Origin of the sequence: Methylorubrum podarium, from assembly GCF_040270385.1 — a bacterium.
Lineage (GTDB): Bacteria > Pseudomonadota > Alphaproteobacteria > Rhizobiales > Beijerinckiaceae > Methylobacterium > Methylobacterium podarium.
This window is the reverse complement of record NZ_JBELQE010000009.1, coordinates 1-22,835: the sequence shown is the minus strand read 5'-3', so window position 1 is coordinate 22,835 and position 22,835 is coordinate 1. Positions and strand designations below refer to the sequence as shown.

Below are 22,835 nucleotides of genomic sequence, written 5' to 3'. Positions count from 1 at the left end.
GTGAGCCCGACCTTACGGAAGGCGCAGGCTCGGCAATGCGGCAGGCGGAGCGGACGCTCTCGATTCTGCACCACCCCCACCTCCGGCTCCTCCCCGCAAGGGGGAGGAGAGATGGCGTTGGTGCGCGTCACACCAACATCCCCATCGGGTTCTCGATCAGCTCCTTAAAGGCGGAGATCAGCTCGGCGCCCAGCGCGCCGTCGAGGACGCGGTGGTCGCAGGAGAGCGTGCAGGTCATGGCCTGGATCACCGCCGGGGCGCCGTCCCTGACGACGACCCGCTTCTCGCCGGCGCCGACCGCGAGGATTGTCGATTGCGGTGGGTTGATCACCGCCGTGAAGTGCTTGATGCCGAACATGCCGAGGTTCGACACCGAGGTGACGCCGCCCTGATACTCTTCCGGCTTCAGCTTCTTGGCCCGCGCGCGGCCCGCGAAATCCTTCATCTCGTTGGAGATGGCGGAGAGCGTCTTCTGGTCGGCCTTGCGGATCACCGGCGTATAGAGGCCGCCGTCGATCGCCACCGCGACGCCGACCTCGGCATGCTTGAAGCGCAGGATGCGGTCCTCGGCCCAGACGGCGTTGGCCGTCGGCACGCGGGTGAGCGCGAGGCCCATCGCCTTGATGACGAAGTCGTTGACCGAGAGCTTGAACAGCGGCTTGCCGTCCTTGTCCTTGCCGGCGGAGGCGTTCAGCGTCTCGCGCAGCTTCATCAGCGCATCGAGTTCACAGTCGACGGTGAGGTAGAAGTGCGGCGCGACCTGCATCGCCTCGGTGAGGCGCTTGGCGATGGTCTTGCGCATGCCGTCGAGCGGCACCTCCTCGAAGCTGCCCGCCTCGAAGAAGCCCTTCACCTGCTCCAGGCTGAGGCCGGCCGGCGCGCCGCCCACGGGCGCCGCCTTCGGTGCGGCCTTTTCCGGCGCGGGCGCGGCGGCCTTGGCCTCGGGCTTCGCCGGGGCGTCGGCCTTGGCCGTTCCGCCCTCCATCGCCGCCTGCACGTCGCGCTGGATCACCCGGCCGTGGGGACCGGAGCCCTTCACCGCGGAGAGATCGACGCCCTCCTGCTTGGCGATGCGGCGGGCGAGCGGCGAGGCGAAGACCCGGCCGCCGGAGCCCTGGGCCGCGGGCTCGGCGGCCCCGTTCGGCCTAGCGCCCTCGGGCGCCTGATCGACCCGGGCATAGGATGCGTGGGCGCCGTCGGGCGCGGCGTTCTGATCGGGCGTGCTCTTCGGCTCGACCGGGGCGGTCTTCGCCTCGGCGCCGCCCTTGGGGGCCTCGAGGCTTCCCGGATCCTCGCCATCCTCGGCGATCAGCGCGATCAACTCGTTGACCGGCACGTCGGCGGTGCCTTCGGCCACGAGGATCTTGGCGAGGACGCCCTCATCGACCGCCTCGACCTCCATGGTCGCCTTGTCGGTCTCGATCTCGGCGATGACGTCGCCGGACTTGATGGCGTCGCCCTCCTTCTTGAGCCACTTGGCGAGGTTGCCCTTCTCCATGGTCGGAGACAGGGCGGGCATCAGGACGTTGATGGGCATGTCTCAAGCCTCGGGCGCAGGGGCGGGCGGATCGAAGGGAAAGAGGACGTCGAGCGGGAACGGCACCGCATCGAAGGGCGGAGCGGCGACGGTCTCCCCGCGTTGCACGGTGCCGGTCAGGAGCCAGCTTTCAGCCGTGAGGGCGAAGGTTTCGAGCACGCCGTCCCCCGGATCCAGCAACCAGAGAAAGGCGACACTGGCTTCCGCGTAGATGCGCCGCTTCGGTCCGCGGACGAGCCGCGCGGTCGCGGGGGAGAGAATCTCGCTGACCCAATCCGGTGCCGTCTCGATATAGGCGGTGTCCGGCTCGGCCGGCATCCGGTCGCGGCGCCAGCTGGCGAGATCGGGCACGACCACGTGCGGGCCGAGGTGAAGCTCCGGCTCGATCATGAAGATCCAGCCCCCGGGCCCGCCGCGCCCGCGGTCGAACGGCGGGATCAGCTCGCCGGCCAGCCCGGCCGCCGCCGTGGCGTGCCGGGGGCGCGGCCGCGGATGCGTTTCCAGCGTGCCGTCGACGATCTCGGCCACGAGATGGTCGGGCACGGCCTCGAGATCGGCGTAGGTCGCATGGCGAGCGGCGGCCTCGGCCATGTTCAGGCTTCCCACGGTGACGGTGGGGCCGGAGGGTCGAGCTGTGCGTCGTGGCGTATCATGACGTCGCCGGGCCGTCGTCAGTTGAGAGGGTTGTTGGGATCGAGGCTCTCCGCCTCCCACCCGGCACGGATGCGCTCGAAGGCTTCCTCCTCCGAGATGTCCGACTCCATCGCGTAGGCGCGGGCGGCCTGCCGCGCGAGATCGATGAGCAGGCGACCCCAGGTCGCCGGATCGTCGAAGGCCCGCCGGAGCGCGACGCTCACGGCACCATCGACGATCGAGGCGCGCACGATCTCGATCCCGCCCTGTTCCAGGGCGTCGGGCGGGATCTCGAGTTCTTCGAACTTTTCCGACATCTAAGCCCAGTTACTTGTAGCAGACGCTTTTGACCGCCTCGACGACCTCGGCCACGCTCGGCAGGGCCAGCTTCTCGAGATTGGCCGCGTAGGGCATCGGCACGTCCTTGCCGGTCACCCGCAGCACCGGCGCGTCGAGATAATCGAAGGCATCGACCATCAGCCGGGCGACGATCTCGGCGCCGACGCCCGATTGCGGGAAGCCCTCCTCCACGCAGACGCAGCGGCCGGTCTTCTTAACCGATTCCACCACCGTCGCGCTGTCCATCGGACGGATGGTGCGCAGGTCGATCACCTCCGCCTCGATCCCCTCCTCGGCGAGCGCCTGGGCCGCCTTGAGGGCGTAAGTCATGCCGATGGCGAAGGAGACGATGGTCACGTCCTTGCCAGGACGATGGATGCGCGCCTTGCCGATCGGCAGGACGAAATCCTCGATCTCCGGCACCGGGAAGGACTGGCCGTAGAGGATCTCGTTCTCGAGGAAGATCACCGGGTTGGGATCGCGGATCGCCGCCTTGAGCAGGCCCTTGGCGTCGGAGGCGGTGTAGGGCGCGATCACCTTGAGGCCCGGCACGTTCGAGTACCACGCGGAGTAGTCGTGGCTGTGCTGGGCGGCGACGCGGGCGGCGGCGCCGTTGGGACCACGGAAGACGATCGGACAGCCGAGCTGGCCGCCGGACATGTAGAGGGTCTTGGCCGCCGAGTTGATGATGTGGTCGATCGCCTGCATCGCGAAGTTGAAGGTCATGAACTCGACGATGGGCTTGAGGCCCATGAAGGCCGCGCCGACGCCGATGCCGGCGAAGCCGTGCTCGGTGATCGGGGTGTCGACCACGCGGCGCGCGCCGAATTCCTGGAGCAGGCCCTGCGTGATCTTGTAGGCGCCCTGGTACTCGGCGACCTCCTCGCCCATGACGAAGACGGCCTCGTCCTTGCGCATCTCCTCGGCCATCGCGTCGCGCAGGGCCTCGCGCACGGTCATGGTCTTCATCGGCGAGTCCGCCGGGAACTCCTCCATCACCGGGTCGGGGGCCTTGTTGGTGATGACGGCGGGGGAAGCGGGTGCCCTCGGCGCGTCCTCGCCGGTCTTGGCGGAGGCGGCTGAGGCATCGGCCAAGCCCTCGGCCTGCATGTCGGGGGTCGGAGCGGGCGCGCCGCCGGAGGCGCCGTTGGGCTTGCCCTTTCCGCCGCTCGCGGCCGCGGCCGAGACGTCCTCGCCCTCGTCTGCGATGATCGCGATCGGCGTGTTGACGGCGACGTTCTCGGTTCCGTCCGCAACGAGGATCTTGGCGAGGACGCCCTCGTCGATCGCCTCGACCTCCATCGTCGCCTTATCGGTCTCGATCTCGGCCAGGACGTCGCCGGCCTTGACCGGATCGCCCTCCTTCTTCAGCCATTTGGCGAGCTTTCCCTCTTCCATGGTCGGAGAGAGGGCGGGCATCAGGATGTCGGTCGCCATTTGCGCTGCTCTATCGATCCGGGTGCGTCGACGGTCGGGCTTGTTTTTGCGAAGGCCTCACCGGCCGCCGGCCGCAAAGGGCCGGAGGCGTGTCGGGGACACGTTCAGGCGCGGGCTTCGAGAAGGATGTCGGTCCAGAGCTCCGACGGATCGGGCTCGGGATCGTGGGTCGCGAAGTCGGCGGATTCGTTGACGACCTCGCGGACCTTGGCGTCGATGCCCTTCAGGTCGGCCTCGGGCACGCCGTGCGCCTCGAGCAGGCGCTTGCGCACCATCTCGATCGGGTCGTGCTCGTCGCGCATCTTCGAGACTTCGTCCTTCGACCGGTACTTGGCCGGATCGGACATGGAGTGGCCGCGGTAGCGGTAGGTCTGCATCTCAAGGATGTAGGGGCCTTCGCCGGAACGGGCGTGATGGATGGCGCGCGCGGCGGCCTCGCGGACCGTGCGCACGTCCATGCCGTCGACCTGCTCGCCGGGAATGCCGAATGAGAGGCCGCGCTTCGAGAAATCCGTCTGCGCCGAGGCGCGGGCCACCGAGGTGCCCATGGCGTAGCGGTTATTCTCGATGACGTAGACCACCGGCAGCTTCCACAGGGCCGCCATGTTGAAGCTCTCGTAGACCTGGCCCTGGTTGGCCGCGCCGTCGCCCATATAGGTGAAGCTGACCTTGCCGTTCTTGAGGTAGGCGTCGGCGAAGGCGAGGCCGGTACCGAGGGCGACCTGCGCGCCGACGATGCCGTGGCCGCCGAAGAACTGCTTCTCGCGGCTGAACATGTGCATCGAGCCGCCCTTGCCGCGGGAATAGCCGCCGCGGCGCCCGGTCAGCTCGGCCATCACGCCCTTGGGGTCCATGCCGCAGGCCAGCATGTGGCCGTGGTCGCGGTAGCCGGTGATGTTCTGGTCACCGTCCTCGCCGGCCATCTGCATGCCGACGACGACCGCCTCCTGACCGATATAGAGGTGGCAGAAGCCACCGATCAGGCCCATGCCGTAGAGCTGGCCCGCTTTCTCCTCGAACCGGCGTATCAACAGCATTTCACGGTAGGCGTGAAGATCTTCGTCTTTCGTGAACTGGGGAATATTCGGGGCCGGCCGATGCTGCGGCGCGTCCGTTTCCGCCGCAGGTTTCCCCGCCTCGCTGCCCGCACCCATCGGCGTCCTCCCGCAATCACGCTGTTGGGAGGGGTTCTAGGGCAGCGATTTGCGGAAATCGAGGGGCGGGCTGACACCGATCAAATGCTGTTACCGCCACGGTTGCAACGATGACCGGACCGTGAAGACAGTGCAAATGAATCTTATCGATGCCTATTCTATCGGAAATAAAAATTCACGGGCCGATGATGACGAGGTCATTGGCATGCACGCGGCCGAGGACGACGCGGGCTCGCTCCTCCAGGAGGTCGCGATCGATCTGCTCGCTGCGCAGCAGGGAGACGCGGTGCTCCCAGGTCGCCCGCTCGGCCTTGGCGGCGTTCAGGTCCTGGGTCAGGCCGTAGGCTTCGACCTTCAGGACCCGCTTGGCCTCCAGACCCCGGCTGCCGCTCTCGGCCTGATGCACGAAGTAGCCGACGACGAGAGCCGACACCGTCCAGAGGACGGCGGGGACGACGATGGCGCGGACGCGGCGACGGATGACCATGGCGGGCGGAAGCTTCGCTCGAACAGGGTGAAGAAAGCGTTTCCGCCCGGCACGATCGCCCGCCGCGCATGAAAAAGGCGTGGCGGCCCAGTGCGGCCGGCCACGCCCGATGCGGAGGAGCGCTTCAGCGCCCGGCGAGCTGACGGATCGCGCTGCGGCCGGCGTAGAGCGCCTGCGCGCCGAGGCCCTCCTCGATGCGGATGAGCTGGTTGTACTTGGCCAGTCTGTCCGAGCGGGCGAGCGAGCCGGTCTTGATCTGCCCGCAGTTGGTCGCGACGGCGAGGTCGGCGATGGTCGAATCCTCGGTCTCGCCGGAGCGGTGCGACATCACCGCGGTGTAGCCGGCGCGCTGCGCCATATCGACGGCGGCCAGCGTCTCGGTGAGCGAGCCGATCTGGTTCACCTTGACGAGGATCGAGTTGCCGGTGCCCGTCTCGATGCCGCGGGCGAGCCGCTCGACATTGGTCACGAAGAGGTCGTCGCCGACGAGCTGCACCCGGCTGCCGATCCGGTCGGTGAGGAGCTTCCAGCCCTCCCAATCGTCCTCGGCCATGCCGTCCTCGATCGAGAGGATCGGGTAATGCTGCGTCAGCTTGGCGAGGTACTCGACCTGCTGCTCGATCGAGCGGGTCTGGCCCTCACCTTCGTAATGGTAGGCGCCGTCCTTGAAGAACTCGGTGGAGGCGCAGTCGAGCGCGAGCACGATGTCGCTGCCGGGCTTGAAGCCGGCCGCGTTGACCGATTCCATCACGAAGTCGAGGGCAGCTTCGGCCGACGGGAGGTTCGGGGCGAAGCCGCCCTCGTCGCCGACATTGGTGTTGTGGCCGGCCTTCTTCAGGGCGCTCTTGAGGGTGTGGAAGATCTCGGCACCCATCCGCACCGCGTCGGAGAGCGAGGCGGCACCGACCGGCATCACCATGAATTCCTGGAAGTCGATCGGGTTGTCGGCGTGGGCCCCGCCGTTGACGATGTTCATCATCGGCACCGGCAGCACGCGGCCCTGAACGCCGCCGACATAGCGGTAGAGCGGCAGGCCGGCGGTCTCGGCGGCGGCCTTCGCCACGGCGAGCGAGACGCCGAGGATCGCGTTGGCACCGAGCCGCGCCTTGTTCGGCGTTCCGTCGAGGGCGATCATCGCCTCGTCCACGGCGACCTGATCCTCGGCATCCATGCCGCCGATCGCGTCGAGAATCTCGTTCTGCACCGCGTCGACGGCCTTGAGCACGCCCTTGCCGTTGTAGCGGCCCTTGTCGCCGTCGCGCAGCTCGACCGCCTCGTGGGCGCCGGTGGAGGCGCCGGAGGGGACCGCGGCGCGGCCGAAGGAGCCGTCCTCCAGCAGAACATCGACCTCGACGGTGGGATTGCCACGGCTGTCGAGGATCTCGCGGGCGGCGATGTTGGTGATCGCGGTCATGGGCGCTCCTTGGCGGCGCGTCGCGGCGGGGTCGTCTCGCGGATGCTTTCGAGACCCGCGCGTCCTGCGACGCTCTGCGTCGCGGGCTTATCCGTCAACCTCGGGACCTCGGCAAGCTCCCGGCGGGCGCCCGAGGCCGAGCCGCTTCGACAAATTCGGTTCAATGCCGCGTTTTTTCAGGTGACCCCGGCCGATCCGAAGGAATCCCTGGCATTCGCTCCGTGCCATAGGCGGCCGGGCGGAGGCCGCGTATAGGCTCACCATGGATCCGATCGAGACTCACGCCAAGCAACTCGGACGTCAGACGCCGCTGCCCGCCTCGCCGGAGGCCGCGGAGCTCGACCGCGTTCCGAACCCGCACGCCGACACCGATTATCTCGCCCGTTTCACCGCGCCGGAATTCACCTCGCTCTGCCCGGTGACCGGGCAGCCGGATTTCGCGACGCTCGTCATCGACTACGTGCCGGATCGCTGGCTGGTCGAATCGAAGTCGCTGAAGCTCTACCTCGGGGCCTTCCGCAACCACGGCGCCTTCCACGAGGATTGCACCGTCGGCATCGGGCGGCGGCTCGTCGCCGTGCTCGAACCGCGCTGGCTGCGCATCGGCGGCTACTGGTATCCCCGCGGCGGCATTCCGATCGACGTGTTCTGGCAGACCGGCGAGCCGCTGAAATCCGTCTGGCTGCCGGACCAGGGCGTGGCGCCCTATCGCGGCCGGGGCTGACCCGCCCGTATCAGTCCTCGTCAGTGCTGCTCCGCGAGCACGCGGACCGTGCGGGCGATCAGCCGCTCCTGCGCCTCGATCGGGCCGCCATGGACGACGGCGACCGCCTCCAGCATCCGCTCCAGGTCATCGCGCTCCGACGCGTCGAGCTTCTCCCGCAGGAGCGGCGCGAGGTGATCGACCGCAATGTTGGCGTCGGAAGCCTGGGCGGCGGCGTGGCGGATATAGGCCATGCGCGTGCCGTGGTCGTCGTCCGGGGCGGTGACCTTGCGCATCTCCGCCTCGATGGCCGCCTCCTGCTCTGGCGTCGGGGTACCGCGGGCGAGCGCCACCAGCATCATCAGCACCCCAGCGGCGTCGGCCGGGTCGCGAATCGCGCGCAGCGGCGCCGCCCGGAAGGCCGCCTCGCTCCTCGCCCTCAGCTTCGCGTTGCGCCGGTCGCCGAGAAAGCGGTCGAGCTGCTCCATGCCATTGCCGTAGATGAAGTAGTACATCAGCCCGGTCATGACGGCGCCGACGACGGCTGCGACGACAGGCATGATTCCCCCCGACTCTGCTGCGCTGCGGCGGAACTTGTCGCATCGCCGTCGGGGGAGCAATCCTGGCGCTGCGCATCCTTGCCTGCCACGTCCCCGGCCGCCGTTCGTCGGCCGCTCCGGGGCGTCGCCGCCAAAGAAAAAGGCGGCCGGTTGCCCGGCCGCCCTCTCCATCCGTGCGAGGCTCAGGCCTCAGTAGCCGTAATCGTAGTAGCCGTAGGCCGGACGGCCGTAATAGCGATCGCGGGCATAGGCGTCGCGCGCCGCGCCGGCGGCGATCGCGCCGGCCGCGAGACCCGCGATGCCGAGGCCGACGGCAGCACCGGTGCCGATGCCGCGGCGGCGGCCGCCGTAATAGGCGCGCGGGCCGTAGCCGCCGTGGTAGCCGTGATGGTGGCCGTAGCCGCGGCCGTAGGGGCGGGCATCGGCGGAGGTGGCGGTCAGGGTGCCGACCGAAATGAGGGCGGCGGTCACGAGGGCGAGCTTGCGCATGGCGTCCTTTCCGATCCGGAAGCGTCTTGACGGGCAAACACCCGAGCTTCGCCGGAAGTTCCCGCCACGTCGGGCATCAAACAAGTCGGGCGTCAGATCCGGGAAGGATTGAGGCCTCCACCGGACTGCCGTTGTTCTCGATTGCACTCGAACGTGGCGCAGGTTGCCTGAACGAAACCTGAAACGGGTCGGACCCGAACCGGTCTCACGCCTTGGCGAGACGGTCGAAAGCCATGAGCGTCTCAACCAGAAGGGGCAGGTCGGCGAGCGCGACCATGTTCGGCCCGTCGGAGGGTGCGCGGTCGGGATCGGGATGGGTCTCGATGAAGACGCCCGCCACGCCCACCGCCACCGCCGCACGGGCGAGCACGGCGACGAATTCTCGCTGGCCGCCGGAGGTCGCCCCCTGGCCGCCGGGCTGCTGAACCGAGTGCGTCGCGTCGAACACGACCGGGGCGCCGCCGGTGACGCGGGCCATGATCGGCAGCGAGCGCATGTCGGAGACGAGCGTGTTGTAGCCGAAGGAGGCGCCGCGTTCCGTGACGATGACGTTGGGGTTGCCGGCCTCGGTCACCTTGGCGGCGACGTGCGCCATGTCCCAGGGCGCGAGGAACTGACCCTTCTTGACATTGACCGCCCGCCCCGTGGCGGCCGCCGCGAGCAGGAGGTCGGTCTGGCGGCACAGGAAGGCCGGGATCTGCAGGATGTCGACGGCCTGCGCCGCCCGCTCGCACTGCTCGGCCGCGTGCACGTCGGTGAGGACCGGGAGGCCGAGGCTCTCGCGGATCTCGGCGAAGACCGGCAGCGCCTCTTCGAGGCCGACGCCGCGGGCCGAGCGGCCGGAGGTGCGGTTGGCCTTGTCGAAGGACGATTTGAAGACGAGGCCGATCCCGAGCCTTTCCGCCATCTCCTTGAGGGCGGCGGCGACTTCGAGGGCGTGGCTCCGCCCTTCGAGCTGGCAGGGGCCGGCGATCAACGCCAGCGGCAGGTGGTTGGCGAAGGCGACGCCGCCGGTCCGAACGACGGTGCCGGAAGTCTGATTGGTCTCGGGCATGGCTCCCGCTCTAGCCCGGCCCCGCCGCGCGGGAAAGACCGCGCCCGGTCCGATCCGCCGCCAGACGGCACAGGCTGCCGGCACTGAGGCCGTCCGGCCGGTCGCCGGGATCGCAGCGCAGAACCGCACCGCCGACGCGGCCGAGCTGCGGCGCGCCGGTGAGCAGGCTGTCCTGGTGCAGGCGAAGGGCGAGGGTCTCGACCGCTTCCGCCGACGCGCCGGCCAAGGTCTGCGCGGCGAGCCCGATCAGGACGAAGAACGCGCGCGGCGGCTCGCGCCGGTCCGAGCGGAATACCAGCCGCTGCGGGCTCGCGCATTCGAGGCTCATCCGGTCGGCGTCGGCGGCGCGGAACACCACCAGCGGGCCGCTGCGCCCGGCCAGGGCGACGCCGGTGCCGCGGATCAGCCGGACGGTGAGGGCGTCGCAGGAATCGGCCCGCGCGGCCGTTCCGATGATGAGGACGAGGGAGAGGCCGGCGAGGAGGGCGCGCAGGATCATGCGGCGAGCCATAGCACGTCCGCCCTCACGCCGCCTCGCCGAGCATGGCGCGCCGCTGCCGGTCCAGCTCCTCGCTGTAGCGCTTCAGCGTGTGGCTCTCCGTCAGCAGCCCGATGACCTTGCGGCTCTGGGTGTCGTCGAGCACGGCGAGCGCCTCGCTCTCGGCCTGATCGAACGCCGCCGCCGCCTGCTTGACGCTCATGTCGGCGAGCAGAAACGATGTCGGGTAGCGGACGACGTCGGCGAGGCGCGCCGGATCGCCGCCGTTCTCGGCGGCGCGGGCATGGGCCTCGGGCACGAGGACGATGCCGGCATAGCGGTCGTGCGCGTCCACCACGACCACGCGGGAGGGCGAGCCCAGCGGGTGGGCGCGCAGGAACGTCGCCATCGGCGTATCGAGGGAAACGGGCCGGATATCCTTGCGCATCATCCGTCCGACGGTGAGGTTTCGCATCCAGCCGACATCGTGGGCGCTGCGGATGGTCTCGCCGCGGAGATGAAAGCGCCAAGTGGCGAAGGAGTAGCCGAAAGTCTTCCGCACGGTGAGCGAGGAGGCGATCACCGAGGCGAGCACCAGCCCGGTCACGGGGAAGCTTCCGGTCATCTCGAGGGCGAGGAAGGTCATGGTGAGCGGGCCGCCGACGATGGCGACGGCGAAGGCGCTCATGCCGACCACGGCGTAGCCGACCGGCGCGAGGCCGAACTGCTCGAAGCCGGGCCAGAGCATCGGCGCGAGGCCGGCGAAGAGGCGGCCCACCAGCGCGCCCAGGAACAGCGACGCGAAGAACAGGCCGCCGCGGAAGCCCGATCCGATCGAGATCGCCGAGGCCGCCGCCTTGGCGACGACGAGCCCGGCCAGCGCGCCGAGCCCCACGCTCGCCTCCGGGGCAAGGTAGATGTGAAGCGCGCCGTGCCCGGCCGAGAGCACCTGTGGCGTCGTCGCCAGAGCAAGGCCGCCGACGCACAGGCCGCCGAGGATCGGCCGCACGGCCGCGGGCAGGCGCGAGGCGCGGAACCCCTGCTCCACCAGCGCGACGCCGCGCATCAGCAGCACCGCGAGGCCGGCGCAGAGGAGCCCGAGGGCGAGGCAGGGCAGCGTGTCGCCCGCGTCGACCGCCGTGCTCTTGGCCAGCGCCAGCGCGCCGACATCGACGAAGGCGGTCTGCGGCGCCAATGCACGCATCACGAGGCTGCCGCACAGGGCCGCGACGACGACGGGGGCGAGCGTCGCGATGGTGTAGGTGCCGATGATGAGCTCGAAGGCGTAGAAGGCGCCGGTGAGCGGCGAGCCGAAGGCGGCGGCGATGGCGGCCGCCGAGCCGCAGCCGACCAGGGTGCGCAGGTCCGAGCGCCGCATCTCGAAGGCGATGCCGAGCCGCGAGGCGATCCCCGCCGCGACCTGCGTGTAGCCGGCCTCCAGCCCGACCGAGGCGCCGCTACCGTTCGAGACGACGTTCTGCACCGCCACGTCGAGGGAGCCGCGCAGCGACATCCGCCCACCATGCAGCGCGTTCGCCTCGATGGGATCGACGACGGCACGCTTGTTCTTGCCGCGCCCCCGGGTCGAGACCAGGAGCAGCAGGCCGAGGACGGCGCCGCCGAGCGCCGGCGCGAGGAACGGGAGTCCCATCAGCCCCTCGGTGGGAAGGTCCGTGAGGCTGCTGAGGCGCTGGCCGGCGGGAAGCCGGTAGAGCACCTCACGCAGGAGCTGGCTGGCGCCGCTCATGGCGGCGACGGCGAGACCGCCGACGCAGCCGGTCACGGCGGCGAGCAGCACCAGGGCCACTTCGCTTCCCCGCACCCAGGCCCGAAGCCGTGCCGGCGCCTGGACCAGCGGAGCGGTGGCGAGGGGAGATCGAGACGGACTCATCGCGCTCGCGGAGGACTGCGGGGGACTTGGCGTGGGGACTTCGACCGGGTCGAGGCCATGGCGCCTCTGCATCCGCCGTCTAGCACCCGTGCATCGTCGGTGCGATCCGTTGCGGGATGCATTCAAGGTGCTTGAAATGCCGCCAGCCTCGGGATAAGTCCCCCCTCACGTGCCGCCGTAGCTCAGTTGGTTAGAGCACTAGATTGTGGATCTAGGGGTCCCCCGTTCGAGCCGGGGCGGTGGTACCATCCAATTCGTGATGATGCTGAAGGGGTTGGCCCTGTGCCGACCCCTTTTTTGTTGTGACGACGCTTCCGGGGCGACGGCTTCGGGAGGCGGGGCAACGTCAACAATCGCCCGTCGCCTCGGCTTCGTGCAAGGCAGTCCGCGGCGTCAGCCGGCCACGGCCGGCTTCGGGATCGGCGAGCGGGAGAGCGTCTGGATCTCGCGCGGCGCCCGTCCGGCCTTCTGGGCGATATCCGCCTCCTGCTCGGCGATCAGTTGGCGGGCCGGCTCGTCGCCGTCGAGCCCGCCGAGGATTTCCATCGGCACGCGCCGGTTCGAGGCGCGTGTTCCGTCCGCGAAGACGACGTCGAAGAGGACGAAGCCGCGTTGCTGCGGCAGAGATTTGGTGCGCTTGGACATGCGCGCTGATAGGCGGCCTTCAGCGATTCAGGCAATGGCGTTGAATGCAGGCGGGGTCGTCCCCGGCGCAGGGCCGAGAAGGGCAGCGATGAACGAGTGGGTGCATCTCGAAACCGGCGACGTGCCCGGCGGCGGCAAAAGCCTCGCCCTGATGCAGCGGGGCAGCGAGTTCTCGATCATCGTCGGCACCATCGAGCTGATGAACAGCACGCGGGGTGACTCGGAGGAGGCGCTGGCCTCGCTCACCTGCGCCCGGCTGGCCGACCGGCCGGCGCCGCGCCTGCTGATCGGCGGTCTCGGCATGGGCTTCACGCTTCGCGCCGCGCTCAGGGGCCTCGGACCGGACGCCCGGATCGTGGTCGCCGAACTCGTGCCCGCGGTCGCCGCCTGGGCGCGCGGACCGCTCGCCTCGGTCTTCGACGGCTGCCTGGACGATCCGCGCGTCGAGTTGCGCGAGATGGACGTGAACCGGCTGATCCAGTCCGAGCCCGCCGGATGGGACGCCGTCCTCCTGGATGTGGATAACGGCCCGGAAGGGCTGATGCGGCGCGCCAACGACCGCCTGTACGACGAGTGGGGTCTGAAGCGCGCGCAGTGGGCGCTCAAGCCGGGCGGGACGCTGGGCGTCTGGTCCGGCACGCCGGACCGGAAGTTCAAGGCGCGGCTTCAGCGCCTCGGCTTCGCCGTCGACGAGGTCCGCCTGCCCGCGAGCGGTTCGAGCGGCCCGCGCCACGTCATCTGGCTCGCGACGCGGCCCTGACGCTTTCTGCGCAGGCCTTCGCCCGATCCTCGAGAAGCGTCGGCTTTAAAGGCAAAGGCATCCGGCGATGCGTCGAAGCCTCGCCGGATACCGGAAGCGTCCGCGTCTCAGCGATCCGCCTTCGCGCCCGCGACCGTGAGCTCAACGTAGCGCTTCGTCGTCGGGCCGATCAGGTCGCGCACGCGGCGCGCCATCGCCTCCTCTTCCTGAAGCGATTGCCGGAAGCCCGTCAGGCTCCCGCCCTGCCCCGCCGCCTCGCCGATGGTGAGGAGAGATTCGTAGGCCGCGATCTCGAAATTCTCGAAGGCGTGGTTGGCGTAGGTGTTCTTGAGGATCTCGTCCTGCGCCGGCGTGTGGCCCAGAGCCATCATGTTGCCGACGAAGCCGAGAATGCCCTCCTTGATCGCCGAGGGGCTGTCGCCCAGCGCCTGAAGTGCCTCCTCCAGGCGGGTCCGCTGGCCGTGGGTCTCCTCGATGTGGCGGCGCAGCGCCTCCTCCATCTCGGGATAGCGGGTCAGCCGCTCTACCTGACGCTCCATGATCTGCAGGGCCTGCATCTCCAGGGCGTGGGTGTTCTTGAGGGCGGTGACGTAGATCTCGCGCGTGTCGAGCGCCATGGTGGTCGTCTCCTGTTCGATGGGTTCGGTGTGATCCGGCAAGGATCGCCCGGCCGTCGGCGCGGCCGGGCGCAGGAGCGATCAGCCGATCTGCTCGCTCTGGGCAGCGCTGTCGGGACGGGCCGGACCGAGCACCGGCTCCTGTCCCATGGGAGCGTTCTGGACCACGTTGAAAGTGCCCTTGCCGTCGAGCGACGGACCGCTCGTCCAGCGGCCTTCCGGCGGCGGGGTGCCGTCGCGGTTGGTGGCGAAGAAGCTGTAATTGTACTTCTGGTTCTCTTCCGCCTGCGGGAAGGAGTTCGGGATCGGCAGGGCACCCGCATGGCCGCCCACTTCCTCGATCACCGAGAGCCATTGCTGCTGGTGCATCGTGTCGCGGGCGATGAGGAAGCTCCACATGTCCTTCATGCCCGGATCGTTGGTGGCGTTGGACAGGCGCACGGCGAGCGTCCGGCCCGTCGCCTCGGCGGCGACGTTGCAATACATGTCCGCCGCAAGGTTCCCGCTGGCGTAGATGTGGTTCATGTCGAAGGGGACGCCGTCGGCATTGCCCGGAAACGCGGCCATGCCCGAGGAGAGCAGGTGCTTGTGCAGCATCCCCTCGGCGATGTGGCGCGGGTTCTCGCCGCCCATCACCGCCCCGACGATGGCGTCGGCGGCGCCCGCCTCCTGCACCTTGGTGGGGGCGTTCTCCAGGTTCATCGCGACGGCCGTCGCGAGCATCTCGATATGGCCGAGCTCCTCCGTCGCCGTGTGAAGGAGCATGTCGCGATACTTGGTGTTGGGCGCGCGATTGCCCCAGGCCTGGAAGAAGTACTGCATACAGACGCGGATCTCGCCCTCGATGCCGCCGATCGCCTGCTGCAGCATGCGGGCATAGACCGGATCCGGGCTGTCGACCCGCACTGGATATTGGAGTTGCTTTTCGAAATAGTACATCGGCTCAATTCCTCGAACGCGCGAAGCACAGCCCACACGGCAGGGCACGGCCAGGTGTTTCGACCCGGCTGTGCAACGGCTTCTGTGTTCGGGAAATCGCCGGAGTTGCGCTTTGTTCAGAGATAAATCAGAGCGAAATCGACGCGATCATATGTTGTGCTGATATAGCACAGTGCATAATATCGTTTGTATCGAACTATAGCCTTGAGCGTGGCGACCCGATATTCCGCGGCGTCGCCGTACGCGGGAACCTCAGGCGGCGTTCCGCCCGAGGCTCGTCACCAGTTCGCGGATCGCGGCAGAGGGAACGGGGCGGCTGAACAGGTAGCCCTGCCCTTCCTCGCATCCCTCGAGACGGAGCTGGTCGAGCTGCGCCTCGGTCTCGATGCCCTCGGCCGTGGTCGTGATGCCCAGGCTGCGGCCGAGACCGATCACCGAGCGCACGATCAGCCGCGCGTTCCCGGTCGCGTCCAGATTGCGCACGAAGGACTGGTCGATCTTGATCTTGTCGAACGGGAAGCTCTGCAGGTAGCTCAGGGACGAGAAGCCGGTGCCGAAATCGTCCATCGCCACCCGCACGCCCAGCCGCTTCAGGGTGTGGAGGGTGGCCAGCGTGGTGACGCTGTCGTTCAGCAGCACCGATTCGGTGATCTCCAGCTCCAGGCGATGCGCCGGCAGCCCGCTGGCGGAGAGCGCTTCCATCACCGCCCGGACGACCGCCGCGTTCTTGAACTGCACGGCGGAGACGTTGACGGCGACGCCGATGCCGCCGGGCCAGGCCGCCGCCTCGCTGCAGGCCTTGCGCAGCACCCACTCGCCGATCCGGCAGATGGCCCCGGTCTCCTCCGCCAGCGGGATGAAGTCGGCGGGAGAGATGTAACCCCGCTCGGGATGGCGCCAGCGCAGCAGCGCTTCGCAGCTGGCGATCCGCTGCTGATCGAGCTTGACGATCGGCTGGAAGACCAGCTCGAACTCGCCGTTGTCGACGGCCTTGCCGAGATCGTTCTCCAGGGCCCGGCGCTTGCGCAGTTCGAGGTCCATCTCCTCGTCGAAGAAGGACCAGCATGCCCGCCCGGTCGCCTTGGCGCGATAGAGGGCGAGGTCGGCGCTCTTGAGGAGCTTTTCCGGACTCGTTCCGTGTTCCGGCGCGAGCGAGATGCCGATGCTGACGCCCACCGTCACGGTGTGGCCTTCGAGGAGGAACGGCTGCTGGAACGCCGCGATCAGGCGCTTGGCGAGCGCGGCCGCGTCGCTCCGCACATGAGTGCCGATCTGGACGATGGCGAACTCGTCGCCGCCGAGGCGCGCGACGAGATCGGTCTCGCGCAGGCAGCCCTGGAGCCGCTCGGCGACGCTGCGCAGCAGGCCGTCGCCGATCGGATGACCGAGCGTGTCGTTGACCTCCTTAAAGCGGTCGAGGTCGAGGCAGAGCGTCGCGAAGCCCGCGCCGACGCCCTCGGTGAGACGAGCGGCCGCCTCTTCCAGGCGCTCGCCGAACACCATGCGGTTGGCGAGCCCCGTCAGCGCGTCCCGGCGCGCCATGGTGATGATCCGCTCCTCCGCCTCGTAGCGCTGGGTCACGTCCTCGTAGGTGGCGATCCAGCCGCCCTCCGCGGTCGGCTGCTGCTTCAGCGAGACGATGCAATCGCTGCGGATCGGGCAGCAGAGCGACCCGCTCGCCCCGCGCTGGAGAAGGGCTAGCTGCTGCATCAGCAGGTCGACGGCCCGGTCGTCGTCGGCCGACAGTTCGACGAGGCGAGCGACCTCGCGGATGCTCATGCCCGGCCGTAGCGTGCCGGCGTCGACGCCGAACATGTCGCAGAAGCGGCGATTGAAGACGAGCAGGCTCCCCTCGGCGTCGAAGAGGCAAAGCCCCTGAAGCATGTTGCTGAGGGCGGCATCGAGCTGGGAATGGCTGCGCTTGAGCTGATCCTCCTGCTCCTTGAGCAGGGACATGTCGCTGCAGACCGCGACGAAGCCGCCGTCCCGCGTCGGGCTGCGGCTGATGCGCAGCCAGCGTCCATCAGCGGAGCGCGTCTCGGCGGTCAGGCTGCCGGTGCCGGGCATCGCGAGCAGGGTATCGGCGACCGGCGAGCCGCTCGCGTCGGTGAGAGAGCGCTGCCCCATCTCGGTCGGATCGAGCCCGAGCAGCGCCGCCGCCCGGTCGTTGGCAAGGACGATGCGGCCCTTCGCATCGACCACGACGATGCCTTCGATCGATCCCTGCACCGCGTCGGCCAGCAAGCTCTGGGCGGACCGGCGCTGCGCCACCTCCGCCTGCATCATCGCCGCGATGTTGTCGCGCATCACCGCCATCGCGCGCAGCAGCGCGCCGAACTCGTCGGCCCCGCCTTCGGGCACCGTCACCGTGAGCTCGCCCGCGGCGATGCGGCTCGCGACCGTCGAGGCGTCCGCGACGGGGCGCACGATCTGCCGCAGCAGGAGCAGGGCGACGATGCCGGAGAGGACGATCGCGAGCGACGTCACGAACACGCTGAGCCGCACGTCGCGATCGACCGTCGCCCGCGCGGTCTGCCGATAGGAGAAGCCGTCCCCGGCGGTGAAGTTGATCAGCAGGTCGATATGCTGCTCGGCCGCCGCCGCGTGGGCGTCGAGGGCCTGCCAGACATCCGCCGTCTGCTGATCGGGGCCGAATTCCCGGCGGGCGGCGAGCCACTGCACGACCGCATCCTTGGCGGCGGCGGCCTCGCGCGTGGCACGCTCCGACTGCGCGCGGTCCGCCGCGATTTCGAGATCCTCCTCGAAGGACTGCGTCAGGGCCTCGATCCGCGTCTCGAGGGTGCGGCGCTCCTCGGCGTCGCCTGCGAGGCGAGCCCGGGCGACCGTTGCCTGAAGCGCCGCGAGATCGGTCGCGGCGGCACGGGCATAATTGATCGACATCAGCGACTGGTCGTAGGTTTTGTCGACCAGCGCTCCGGTCGTCATGATGCCGAAGGCGGCATAGCTGCCGAGCATCGCCGTGATCGCGCTGAGCATCAGAAACGCGAGGAAGATCCGGCCGCGAATGGTCCGGGCGCTGCGCAGCACCGCATCCAGGGCCACACGCCACCGCGAAGAGCCTGTTTGTCGGCGTGAAGGGTTCATCGGGCAAACGCTCGCATCTCGCGGGCAGCATGTCCGACAATCCTTAAAGTAATCTACAGCCTGCGCGATTTCGTCACCGTACCCTCGGGATTCCGCGATGATGTTAAGGCGAACGCAACTTTGCGGACGCTCAATCAACATTCACGAGCGCGCGGGGGCGCCCTCGAATAAGAGGGGAGAGACGCATGAGTGACGCCGGTCGGGTGAGGTGCGCGATCGCCCCGCGGCGCTCGGGCTCCGCGCTGTTGCTCGCATCCGTCGTCGCGTCCGGCACGGCATTCGCCCTGGCCAGCGATGCCGCCTCGTATCGGGTGACGCAGAAGGGCCGGGCCTTCGCCCCGGGCGCGGTGTCGCTGCGTGCCGGCGAAGCCATCGCCATCATCAACGACGATGGTGAACTCGTCCACCACGCCTATCTCGATGCGCCGGACTTCAGCTTCGACACGGGCGAGCAGGTTCCGGGAAGCAAGACCGTCGTCCACTTCCCGAAAGCGGGTCACTTCACAGTCCTCTGCGGTATCCACCCGAAGATGAAGCTTGCGGTTTCCGTCAAATGAGAACCGTCATGTCGCAATACTCTCCATCAACATGAGAGTGATCGTCATGCTATTGGCTGGCGATTGACTTTGATAGCGGATCGGTCCCGATCGGTCACGGCGACGTGATCAACTTATGTTAATCGAAATTTAATCCAAACACACCAACCTCGATGGGATCGAGGTTGGAATGGCTTGGAAATACGTGGGGGGCGCGGCAGCCCTCCTGACCATCCTGTTGGGAGGCTTGGCGGTCGCGACGAACGGCGAGCCCGACCGCTCGGCCGCACTCGCCGAGTATCGGCGACCGACCGCGATTCCGTTTCCCGAGGACAACGCGTACCGGGCCGCCAAGGCCGAACTCGGCCGGTCCCTGTTCTTCGAGCCGGTCCTCTCCCGCGACGGCGACCGCACCTGCGCCACCTGCCACATCCCCGGACTGGACTGGACCGACTCGAACCCGCGCGCACCGCGCAACGACGGCGGGTTCATGGATTTCCGCACGCCGACACTGCTCAACGTCGCCTGGATCGACACGATCTACGGCTGGGACGGTAAGTTCAACGGCCTCGAAGCCGTCGCCCGCACGCCCCTCACCGCGCCGGGCAACATGAACATGCCGCCCGAGGAAATGGTCCGGCGCCTTTCCGCCGATCCGAAATACGTCGCGGCCTTCAAGAACGCGTTTCCGGAGCCCGCGCCGGACGGCAATCCGGTGACGGAGACGCGGATCGAGCAGGCGCTCGCGACCTTCCAGCGCCTGATCGTGTCCGGTCGAGCGCCCTTCGACCGCTGGGTCGAAGGCGACGCGCGCGCGGTCGGTGCCGCCGCCAAGCGCGGCTTCGACCTGTTCAACGGGAAGGCCAATTGTGCCGCCTGCCATTCGGGCTGGAACTTCACCGACGGTTCCTTCCACGACGTCGGCGTCGGCAAGGACGGCGCGATCGGCCGGGGGCGGTTCTTCCCGAAATCGACGGCCCTGCGCTACGCCTTCAAGACGCCGACCCTGCGCAACGTCGCGCGGCGCCCCCCCTACATGCATGACGGCTCGCTCGCGACGCTGTCCGACGTGATCGATCTCTACGACCGCGGCGGGATCGACCGGCCGAGCCGCTCGCGCGACATCCGCCCGCTCCGTCTCACTGCGCAGGAGAAGGCGGACCTCATCGCCTTCATGGAAACCCTCAACGACGACGGCGCCGACGGGCCGGCCTACCAGCCGATCGGAACCGAGCCGCCGCGGCCGTGAGCGTCGCCGCGATTCATTCGAATTCCTTCGGTCCCGGACCGAGAAGAGCGAGGACCTGACGCCGCTCCGTCAACGACGGAGCGATGGAGCGAGCCTTTTCGATCGTCGGTTGAGGCAGACGGTGCAGCCGCGATCGATCAACGGTTTCCGGTTGATCACCCCGGACATTGCCCACTCCCGTCATCGCGAGGCGAAGCCGAAGCGATCCAGGGCGCGACCGCTCCGGAAAAGTCGCTCCCTGGATTGCCACGGCTTCGCCTCGCAATGACGGAGGAGAAGCCGAAGCGATCAAACGGACGACCGATCCGACGCGCCCTCCCGCCCGTCAGGATCGTCCGATCCCCAACACCTTCATGCGCGAGCGCAGGGTGGTCGGCTTGAGGCCGAGCAATTCAGCGGCACCGCCGGCACCAAAGATCTTTCCGCCGGTGAGGTGCAGGGCCGCTTCGATCTCGCTGCGGGCGCGGGCGCGCCGCTCCTCCTCCGTCAGGGGCCGACCGAGATCCGTGGGGCGCTCCGTTACCCGCAATTCCGGGCCGGCGCCGCGGGCCTCCGGCAGGTCGAAGCGCAGGCGTCCCCGCTCGGCGAGGATCGCGGCACGCTCGATCACGTTCTCCAATTCGCGCACGTTGCCGGGCCAGTCGTACCGGGCCAGGCGGCGGGCGTCGGCCTCGGTGAGCCGGAGATCCGGGCGGTTCAGGCGCCGCGCCGCCGCCTTCAGGAAATGCTGGGCGATCAGCGGCACGTCCTCGCGGCGCTCGCGCAGGGGCGCCGAGGCGACGGGGAAGACATTGAGGCGGAAGTAGAGATCCTCGCGGAACCGTCCGCGGCGCACCTCCTCCTTGAGGTCGCGGTTGGTCGCGGCGATCAGGCGGACATCGACGCTGCGGGTGCGCTCCTCGCCGACGCGCTCGAACTGCCGCTCCTGCAGGACGCGCAGGAGCTTGCCCTGAAGGTCGAGCGGGATCTCGCCGACCTCGTCGAGGAACAGCGTGCCGCCGTCGGCGAGTTCGAAGCGTCCGGTCCGATCCCGCAGGGCGCCGGTGAAGGCACCCCTGGCATGGCCGAAGAACTCGCTCTCGAACAGCTCGCGGGGGATCGCCGCGCAGTTGACGCGGATCAGCGGCCGGCCGCCGCGGCGGCTCGCGTCGTGGATCGCCCGGGCGACCAGTTCCTTGCCGGTGCCGGATTCACCGGTGACGAGGACGGTCGCGTCGGTGCCCGCCACCACATCGATCTGGTGCCGCAGCGCCGCGATGGCCGGGCTGCGGCCGATGATGCCCTGATGCCGGCTCTCGGCGCGGATTTCCTCCTTCAGGTAGGCGTTCTCCTGCTCCAGGCGCTCGCGCAGGGAGTCGACCTCGGCGAGCGCCTGCTTCAGTCGCTCCTCCGCCTCCCGGCGCTGGCTGACGTCGCGGAACACGATCACCGCCCCGAGCAACTGGCCGCCCTCGCGGATCGGCGTGGAGGTGTACTCGACGGGGAACGAGGTGCCGTCCTTGCGCCAGAACACCTCGCCGTCGACCTGATGCACGGCGCCGTCGCGGAAGGCCGCGTAGATCGGGCAGTCGCGGTGCGGGTAATGCGCGCCGCCGGCATGGGTGTGGTGGACGGTGGCGTGCATGTCCTTGCCCACGAGGTCGGCCGAGCGCCAGCCGAGCATCCGCTCGGCGGCCGGGTTGACGAAGGTGGTGAGGCCGTCGGCGTTGACGCCGTAGATCCCCTCCCCCGCCGCGCGCAGGATCAGCCGGTTGCCGCGCTCGATGTCGCGAAAGATCCGCTCCATGCGCTGCCACTCGGGTAGGCCGGCCCGCATGTGCTCTTCGGCCTCCCCATCGATGCGGCGGCGGTCGCGCTCGTCGAGGTCGTAGAGGGTGACGAGGAGCCGTGCCGGGCTGCCGGAAAGCACGCAACCGGAATATTCGAGGCGCAGCGTCTTGCCGGCGCCGTGGCGCGGCGTCAGGGCCTGCGTCCGCCAGTGTCCCTTGGCGAGGACGGCCTGCGTGAACACCACCAGCGCCGGCCGCTGATCGGGATGGAGCGCGCTCACCGACATCGTGCAGAGCGCCGGTTGGGAATGACCGAGCAGCCGGGCCGCGGCGGAGTTGGCGGCGGCGATGCGATCGGCCAAGGGCTCGAACACGAGCATCGCCTCGCCGTTCTCATCGAAAGCGGGGCCGTAAAGCGTCGCTGTCGTCGGCTCGAGCCCCTGTCGCGTCACCACGGAATTTCGTATTGCCCCTACGAGATTTCGTCATATGCGAAATCTCGTAGTCTGGCCAGTCTTCACTAAGGTATTGTTTCGGCTCCTGTTGTTCCTGCCGGCCGACGTGGCACGTCGCTTGCGGACCTGCTCGTCGACGACGCGTCGGGACGTCCCCCCGCGTCATTCGAGATCCGCTCCGGGCCATCCCAAGAGGCAGGAGCGGACCGGCCGTTCGGAAGTTTCGCCCCCAAACCTCCGGACGGCCAACCTGATCGAAACCAGCCCCTTTGCCGGACGGGAGACCAGCATGAAGCGCGAAGACCTCACCGAGAAGCTGCTCGACATCAAGCGCGAGAAGGGCTGGACCTGGAAGCACATCCAGGACGAGATCGGCGGCGTCTCGCCGATCCTCATCACCGCCGCCTGCATGGGCCAGATGAAGCTGCCCAAGGCGCAAGCGGCGAAGGCCGCCGAACTGTTCGGGCTGAGCCAGGCCGAGGAGCGCATGCTCAACGAGGCGCCCTATCGCGGCTCGATCCCGCAGATGCCGCCGACCGACCCGCTGATCTACCGCTTCTACGAGCTGGTGATGGTCTACGGCA

At 68.8% G+C, this 22,835-nt stretch carries 22 protein-coding genes and 1 tRNA gene; 6 read left to right on the top strand and 17 right to left on the bottom strand.

Annotated features, from left to right (window positions below; genetic code table 11):
- Positions 1-127 precede the first annotated feature (127 nt).
- The 7 genes from ABS772_RS00940 to eno form a co-directional block, all read right to left on the bottom strand.
- The gene (locus ABS772_RS00940; RefSeq protein WP_350391702.1) at positions 128-1,537 is read right to left on the bottom strand and encodes a pyruvate dehydrogenase complex dihydrolipoamide acetyltransferase; all 1,410 of its coding nucleotides are present in this window, start codon (positions 1,535-1,537) and stop codon (positions 128-130) included.
- A gap of 3 nt (positions 1,538-1,540) precedes the next feature.
- A complete protein-coding gene (locus ABS772_RS00935; RefSeq protein ID WP_350391701.1) occupies positions 1,541-2,128 on the bottom strand; it encodes a Uma2 family endonuclease in 588 nt (195 codons plus the stop codon).
- Between the two features lie 80 nt (positions 2,129-2,208).
- Entirely contained in the window at positions 2,209-2,487 is a 279-nt protein-coding gene (locus ABS772_RS00930; RefSeq protein WP_238255535.1) for a DUF5076 domain-containing protein, read from the bottom strand.
- Positions 2,488-2,497: 10 nt separating this feature from the next.
- Entirely contained in the window at positions 2,498-3,946 is a 1,449-nt protein-coding gene (locus ABS772_RS00925) for a pyruvate dehydrogenase complex E1 component subunit beta (protein WP_350391700.1), read from the bottom strand.
- Between the two features lie 104 nt (positions 3,947-4,050).
- Positions 4,051-5,100, bottom strand: a complete 1,050-nt coding sequence (gene pdhA / locus ABS772_RS00920) for a pyruvate dehydrogenase (acetyl-transferring) E1 component subunit alpha (protein ID WP_238255533.1) — start codon at positions 5,098-5,100, stop codon at positions 4,051-4,053.
- Between the two features lie 175 nt (positions 5,101-5,275).
- Positions 5,276-5,587, bottom strand: coding sequence for an FtsB family cell division protein (locus tag ABS772_RS00915; RefSeq protein WP_350391699.1), 312 nt, complete (start codon positions 5,585-5,587; stop codon positions 5,276-5,278).
- Between the two features lie 124 nt (positions 5,588-5,711).
- On the bottom strand, positions 5,712-7,001 hold the full coding sequence (gene eno / locus ABS772_RS00910; RefSeq protein WP_350391698.1) for a phosphopyruvate hydratase: 1,290 nt from the start codon (positions 6,999-7,001) through the stop codon (positions 5,712-5,714).
- A gap of 262 nt (positions 7,002-7,263) precedes the next feature.
- Between eno and queF the strand changes: the two genes are divergently transcribed.
- Positions 7,264-7,725 (top strand): preQ(1) synthase, encoded by a 462-nt coding sequence (queF, locus tag ABS772_RS00905; RefSeq protein ID WP_238255529.1) that lies wholly within the window; start codon positions 7,264-7,266, stop codon positions 7,723-7,725.
- 20 nt (positions 7,726-7,745) lie between these two features.
- Here queF and ABS772_RS00900 read toward each other — a convergent pair whose 3' ends face one another.
- The 5 genes from ABS772_RS00900 to ABS772_RS00880 all read right to left on the bottom strand — a co-directional run bounded on the left by ABS772_RS00900 (position 7,746) and on the right by ABS772_RS00880 (position 12,176).
- On the bottom strand, positions 7,746-8,264 hold the full coding sequence (locus ABS772_RS00900) for a hypothetical protein (RefSeq protein ID WP_350391697.1): 519 nt from the start codon (positions 8,262-8,264) through the stop codon (positions 7,746-7,748).
- A gap of 189 nt (positions 8,265-8,453) precedes the next feature.
- A complete protein-coding gene (locus ABS772_RS00895; RefSeq protein ID WP_238255527.1) occupies positions 8,454-8,753 on the bottom strand; it encodes a hypothetical protein in 300 nt (99 codons plus the stop codon).
- Positions 8,754-8,958: 205 nt separating this feature from the next.
- Positions 8,959-9,807 (bottom strand): 3-deoxy-8-phosphooctulonate synthase, encoded by an 849-nt coding sequence (gene kdsA, locus ABS772_RS00890; protein WP_350391696.1) that lies wholly within the window; start codon positions 9,805-9,807, stop codon positions 8,959-8,961.
- Positions 9,808-9,817: 10 nt separating this feature from the next.
- On the bottom strand, positions 9,818-10,306 hold the full coding sequence (locus ABS772_RS00885) for a hypothetical protein (protein WP_350391704.1): 489 nt from the start codon (positions 10,304-10,306) through the stop codon (positions 9,818-9,820).
- 25 nt (positions 10,307-10,331) lie between these two features.
- Positions 10,332-12,176, bottom strand: coding sequence for a chloride channel protein (locus tag ABS772_RS00880; RefSeq protein WP_350391695.1), 1,845 nt, complete (start codon positions 12,174-12,176; stop codon positions 10,332-10,334).
- Positions 12,177-12,347: 171 nt separating this feature from the next.
- Here ABS772_RS00880 and ABS772_RS00875 point away from each other — a divergent pair.
- Positions 12,348-12,424: transfer RNA gene (locus ABS772_RS00875), tRNA-His, on the top strand.
- Between the two features lie 145 nt (positions 12,425-12,569).
- On the opposite strand, the gene ABS772_RS00870 is transcribed toward ABS772_RS00875, so the two are convergent.
- A complete protein-coding gene (locus ABS772_RS00870) occupies positions 12,570-12,821 on the bottom strand; it encodes a hypothetical protein (protein ID WP_238255524.1) in 252 nt (83 codons plus the stop codon).
- 88 nt (positions 12,822-12,909) lie between these two features.
- On the opposite strand from ABS772_RS00870, the gene ABS772_RS00865 reads away from it, so the two are divergent.
- Positions 12,910-13,581: a polyamine aminopropyltransferase gene (locus tag ABS772_RS00865; protein ID WP_350391694.1), complete on the top strand. Its 672-nt coding sequence runs from the start codon at positions 12,910-12,912 to the stop codon at positions 13,579-13,581.
- Positions 13,582-13,688: 107 nt separating this feature from the next.
- Here ABS772_RS00865 and ABS772_RS00860 read toward each other — a convergent pair whose 3' ends face one another.
- The 3 genes from ABS772_RS00860 to ABS772_RS00850 all read right to left on the bottom strand — a co-directional run bounded on the left by ABS772_RS00860 (position 13,689) and on the right by ABS772_RS00850 (position 18,242).
- Positions 13,689-14,198 (bottom strand): ferritin-like domain-containing protein, encoded by a 510-nt coding sequence (locus ABS772_RS00860; RefSeq protein ID WP_350391693.1) that lies wholly within the window; start codon positions 14,196-14,198, stop codon positions 13,689-13,691.
- 81 nt (positions 14,199-14,279) lie between these two features.
- Complete coding sequence (locus ABS772_RS00855; RefSeq protein WP_350391692.1) at positions 14,280-15,137, bottom strand: manganese catalase family protein; 858 nt, start codon at positions 15,135-15,137, stop codon at positions 14,280-14,282.
- A gap of 252 nt (positions 15,138-15,389) precedes the next feature.
- Positions 15,390-18,242 (bottom strand): EAL domain-containing protein, encoded by a 2,853-nt coding sequence (locus tag ABS772_RS00850; RefSeq protein ID WP_350391691.1) that lies wholly within the window; start codon positions 18,240-18,242, stop codon positions 15,390-15,392.
- A 185-nt stretch (positions 18,243-18,427) separates the two neighbouring features.
- Here ABS772_RS00850 and ABS772_RS00845 point away from each other — a divergent pair, with 185 nt between their 5' ends.
- The gene (locus tag ABS772_RS00845) at positions 18,428-18,799 is read left to right on the top strand and encodes a cupredoxin domain-containing protein (protein ID WP_238257116.1); all 372 of its coding nucleotides are present in this window, start codon (positions 18,428-18,430) and stop codon (positions 18,797-18,799) included.
- Positions 18,800-18,968: 169 nt separating this feature from the next.
- Positions 18,969-20,027, top strand: coding sequence for a cytochrome-c peroxidase (locus ABS772_RS00840; protein WP_350391690.1), 1,059 nt, complete (start codon positions 18,969-18,971; stop codon positions 20,025-20,027).
- A gap of 325 nt (positions 20,028-20,352) precedes the next feature.
- Here ABS772_RS00840 and ABS772_RS00835 read toward each other — a convergent pair whose 3' ends face one another.
- Positions 20,353-22,176: a sigma-54 interaction domain-containing protein gene (locus ABS772_RS00835; RefSeq protein WP_350391703.1), complete on the bottom strand. Its 1,824-nt coding sequence runs from the start codon at positions 22,174-22,176 to the stop codon at positions 20,353-20,355.
- Positions 22,177-22,540: 364 nt separating this feature from the next.
- On the opposite strand from ABS772_RS00835, the gene ABS772_RS00830 reads away from it, so the two are divergent.
- A partial coding sequence (locus ABS772_RS00830) for a cyanase (RefSeq protein WP_456238263.1) occupies positions 22,541-22,835 on the top strand: 295 nt, incomplete at its 3' end.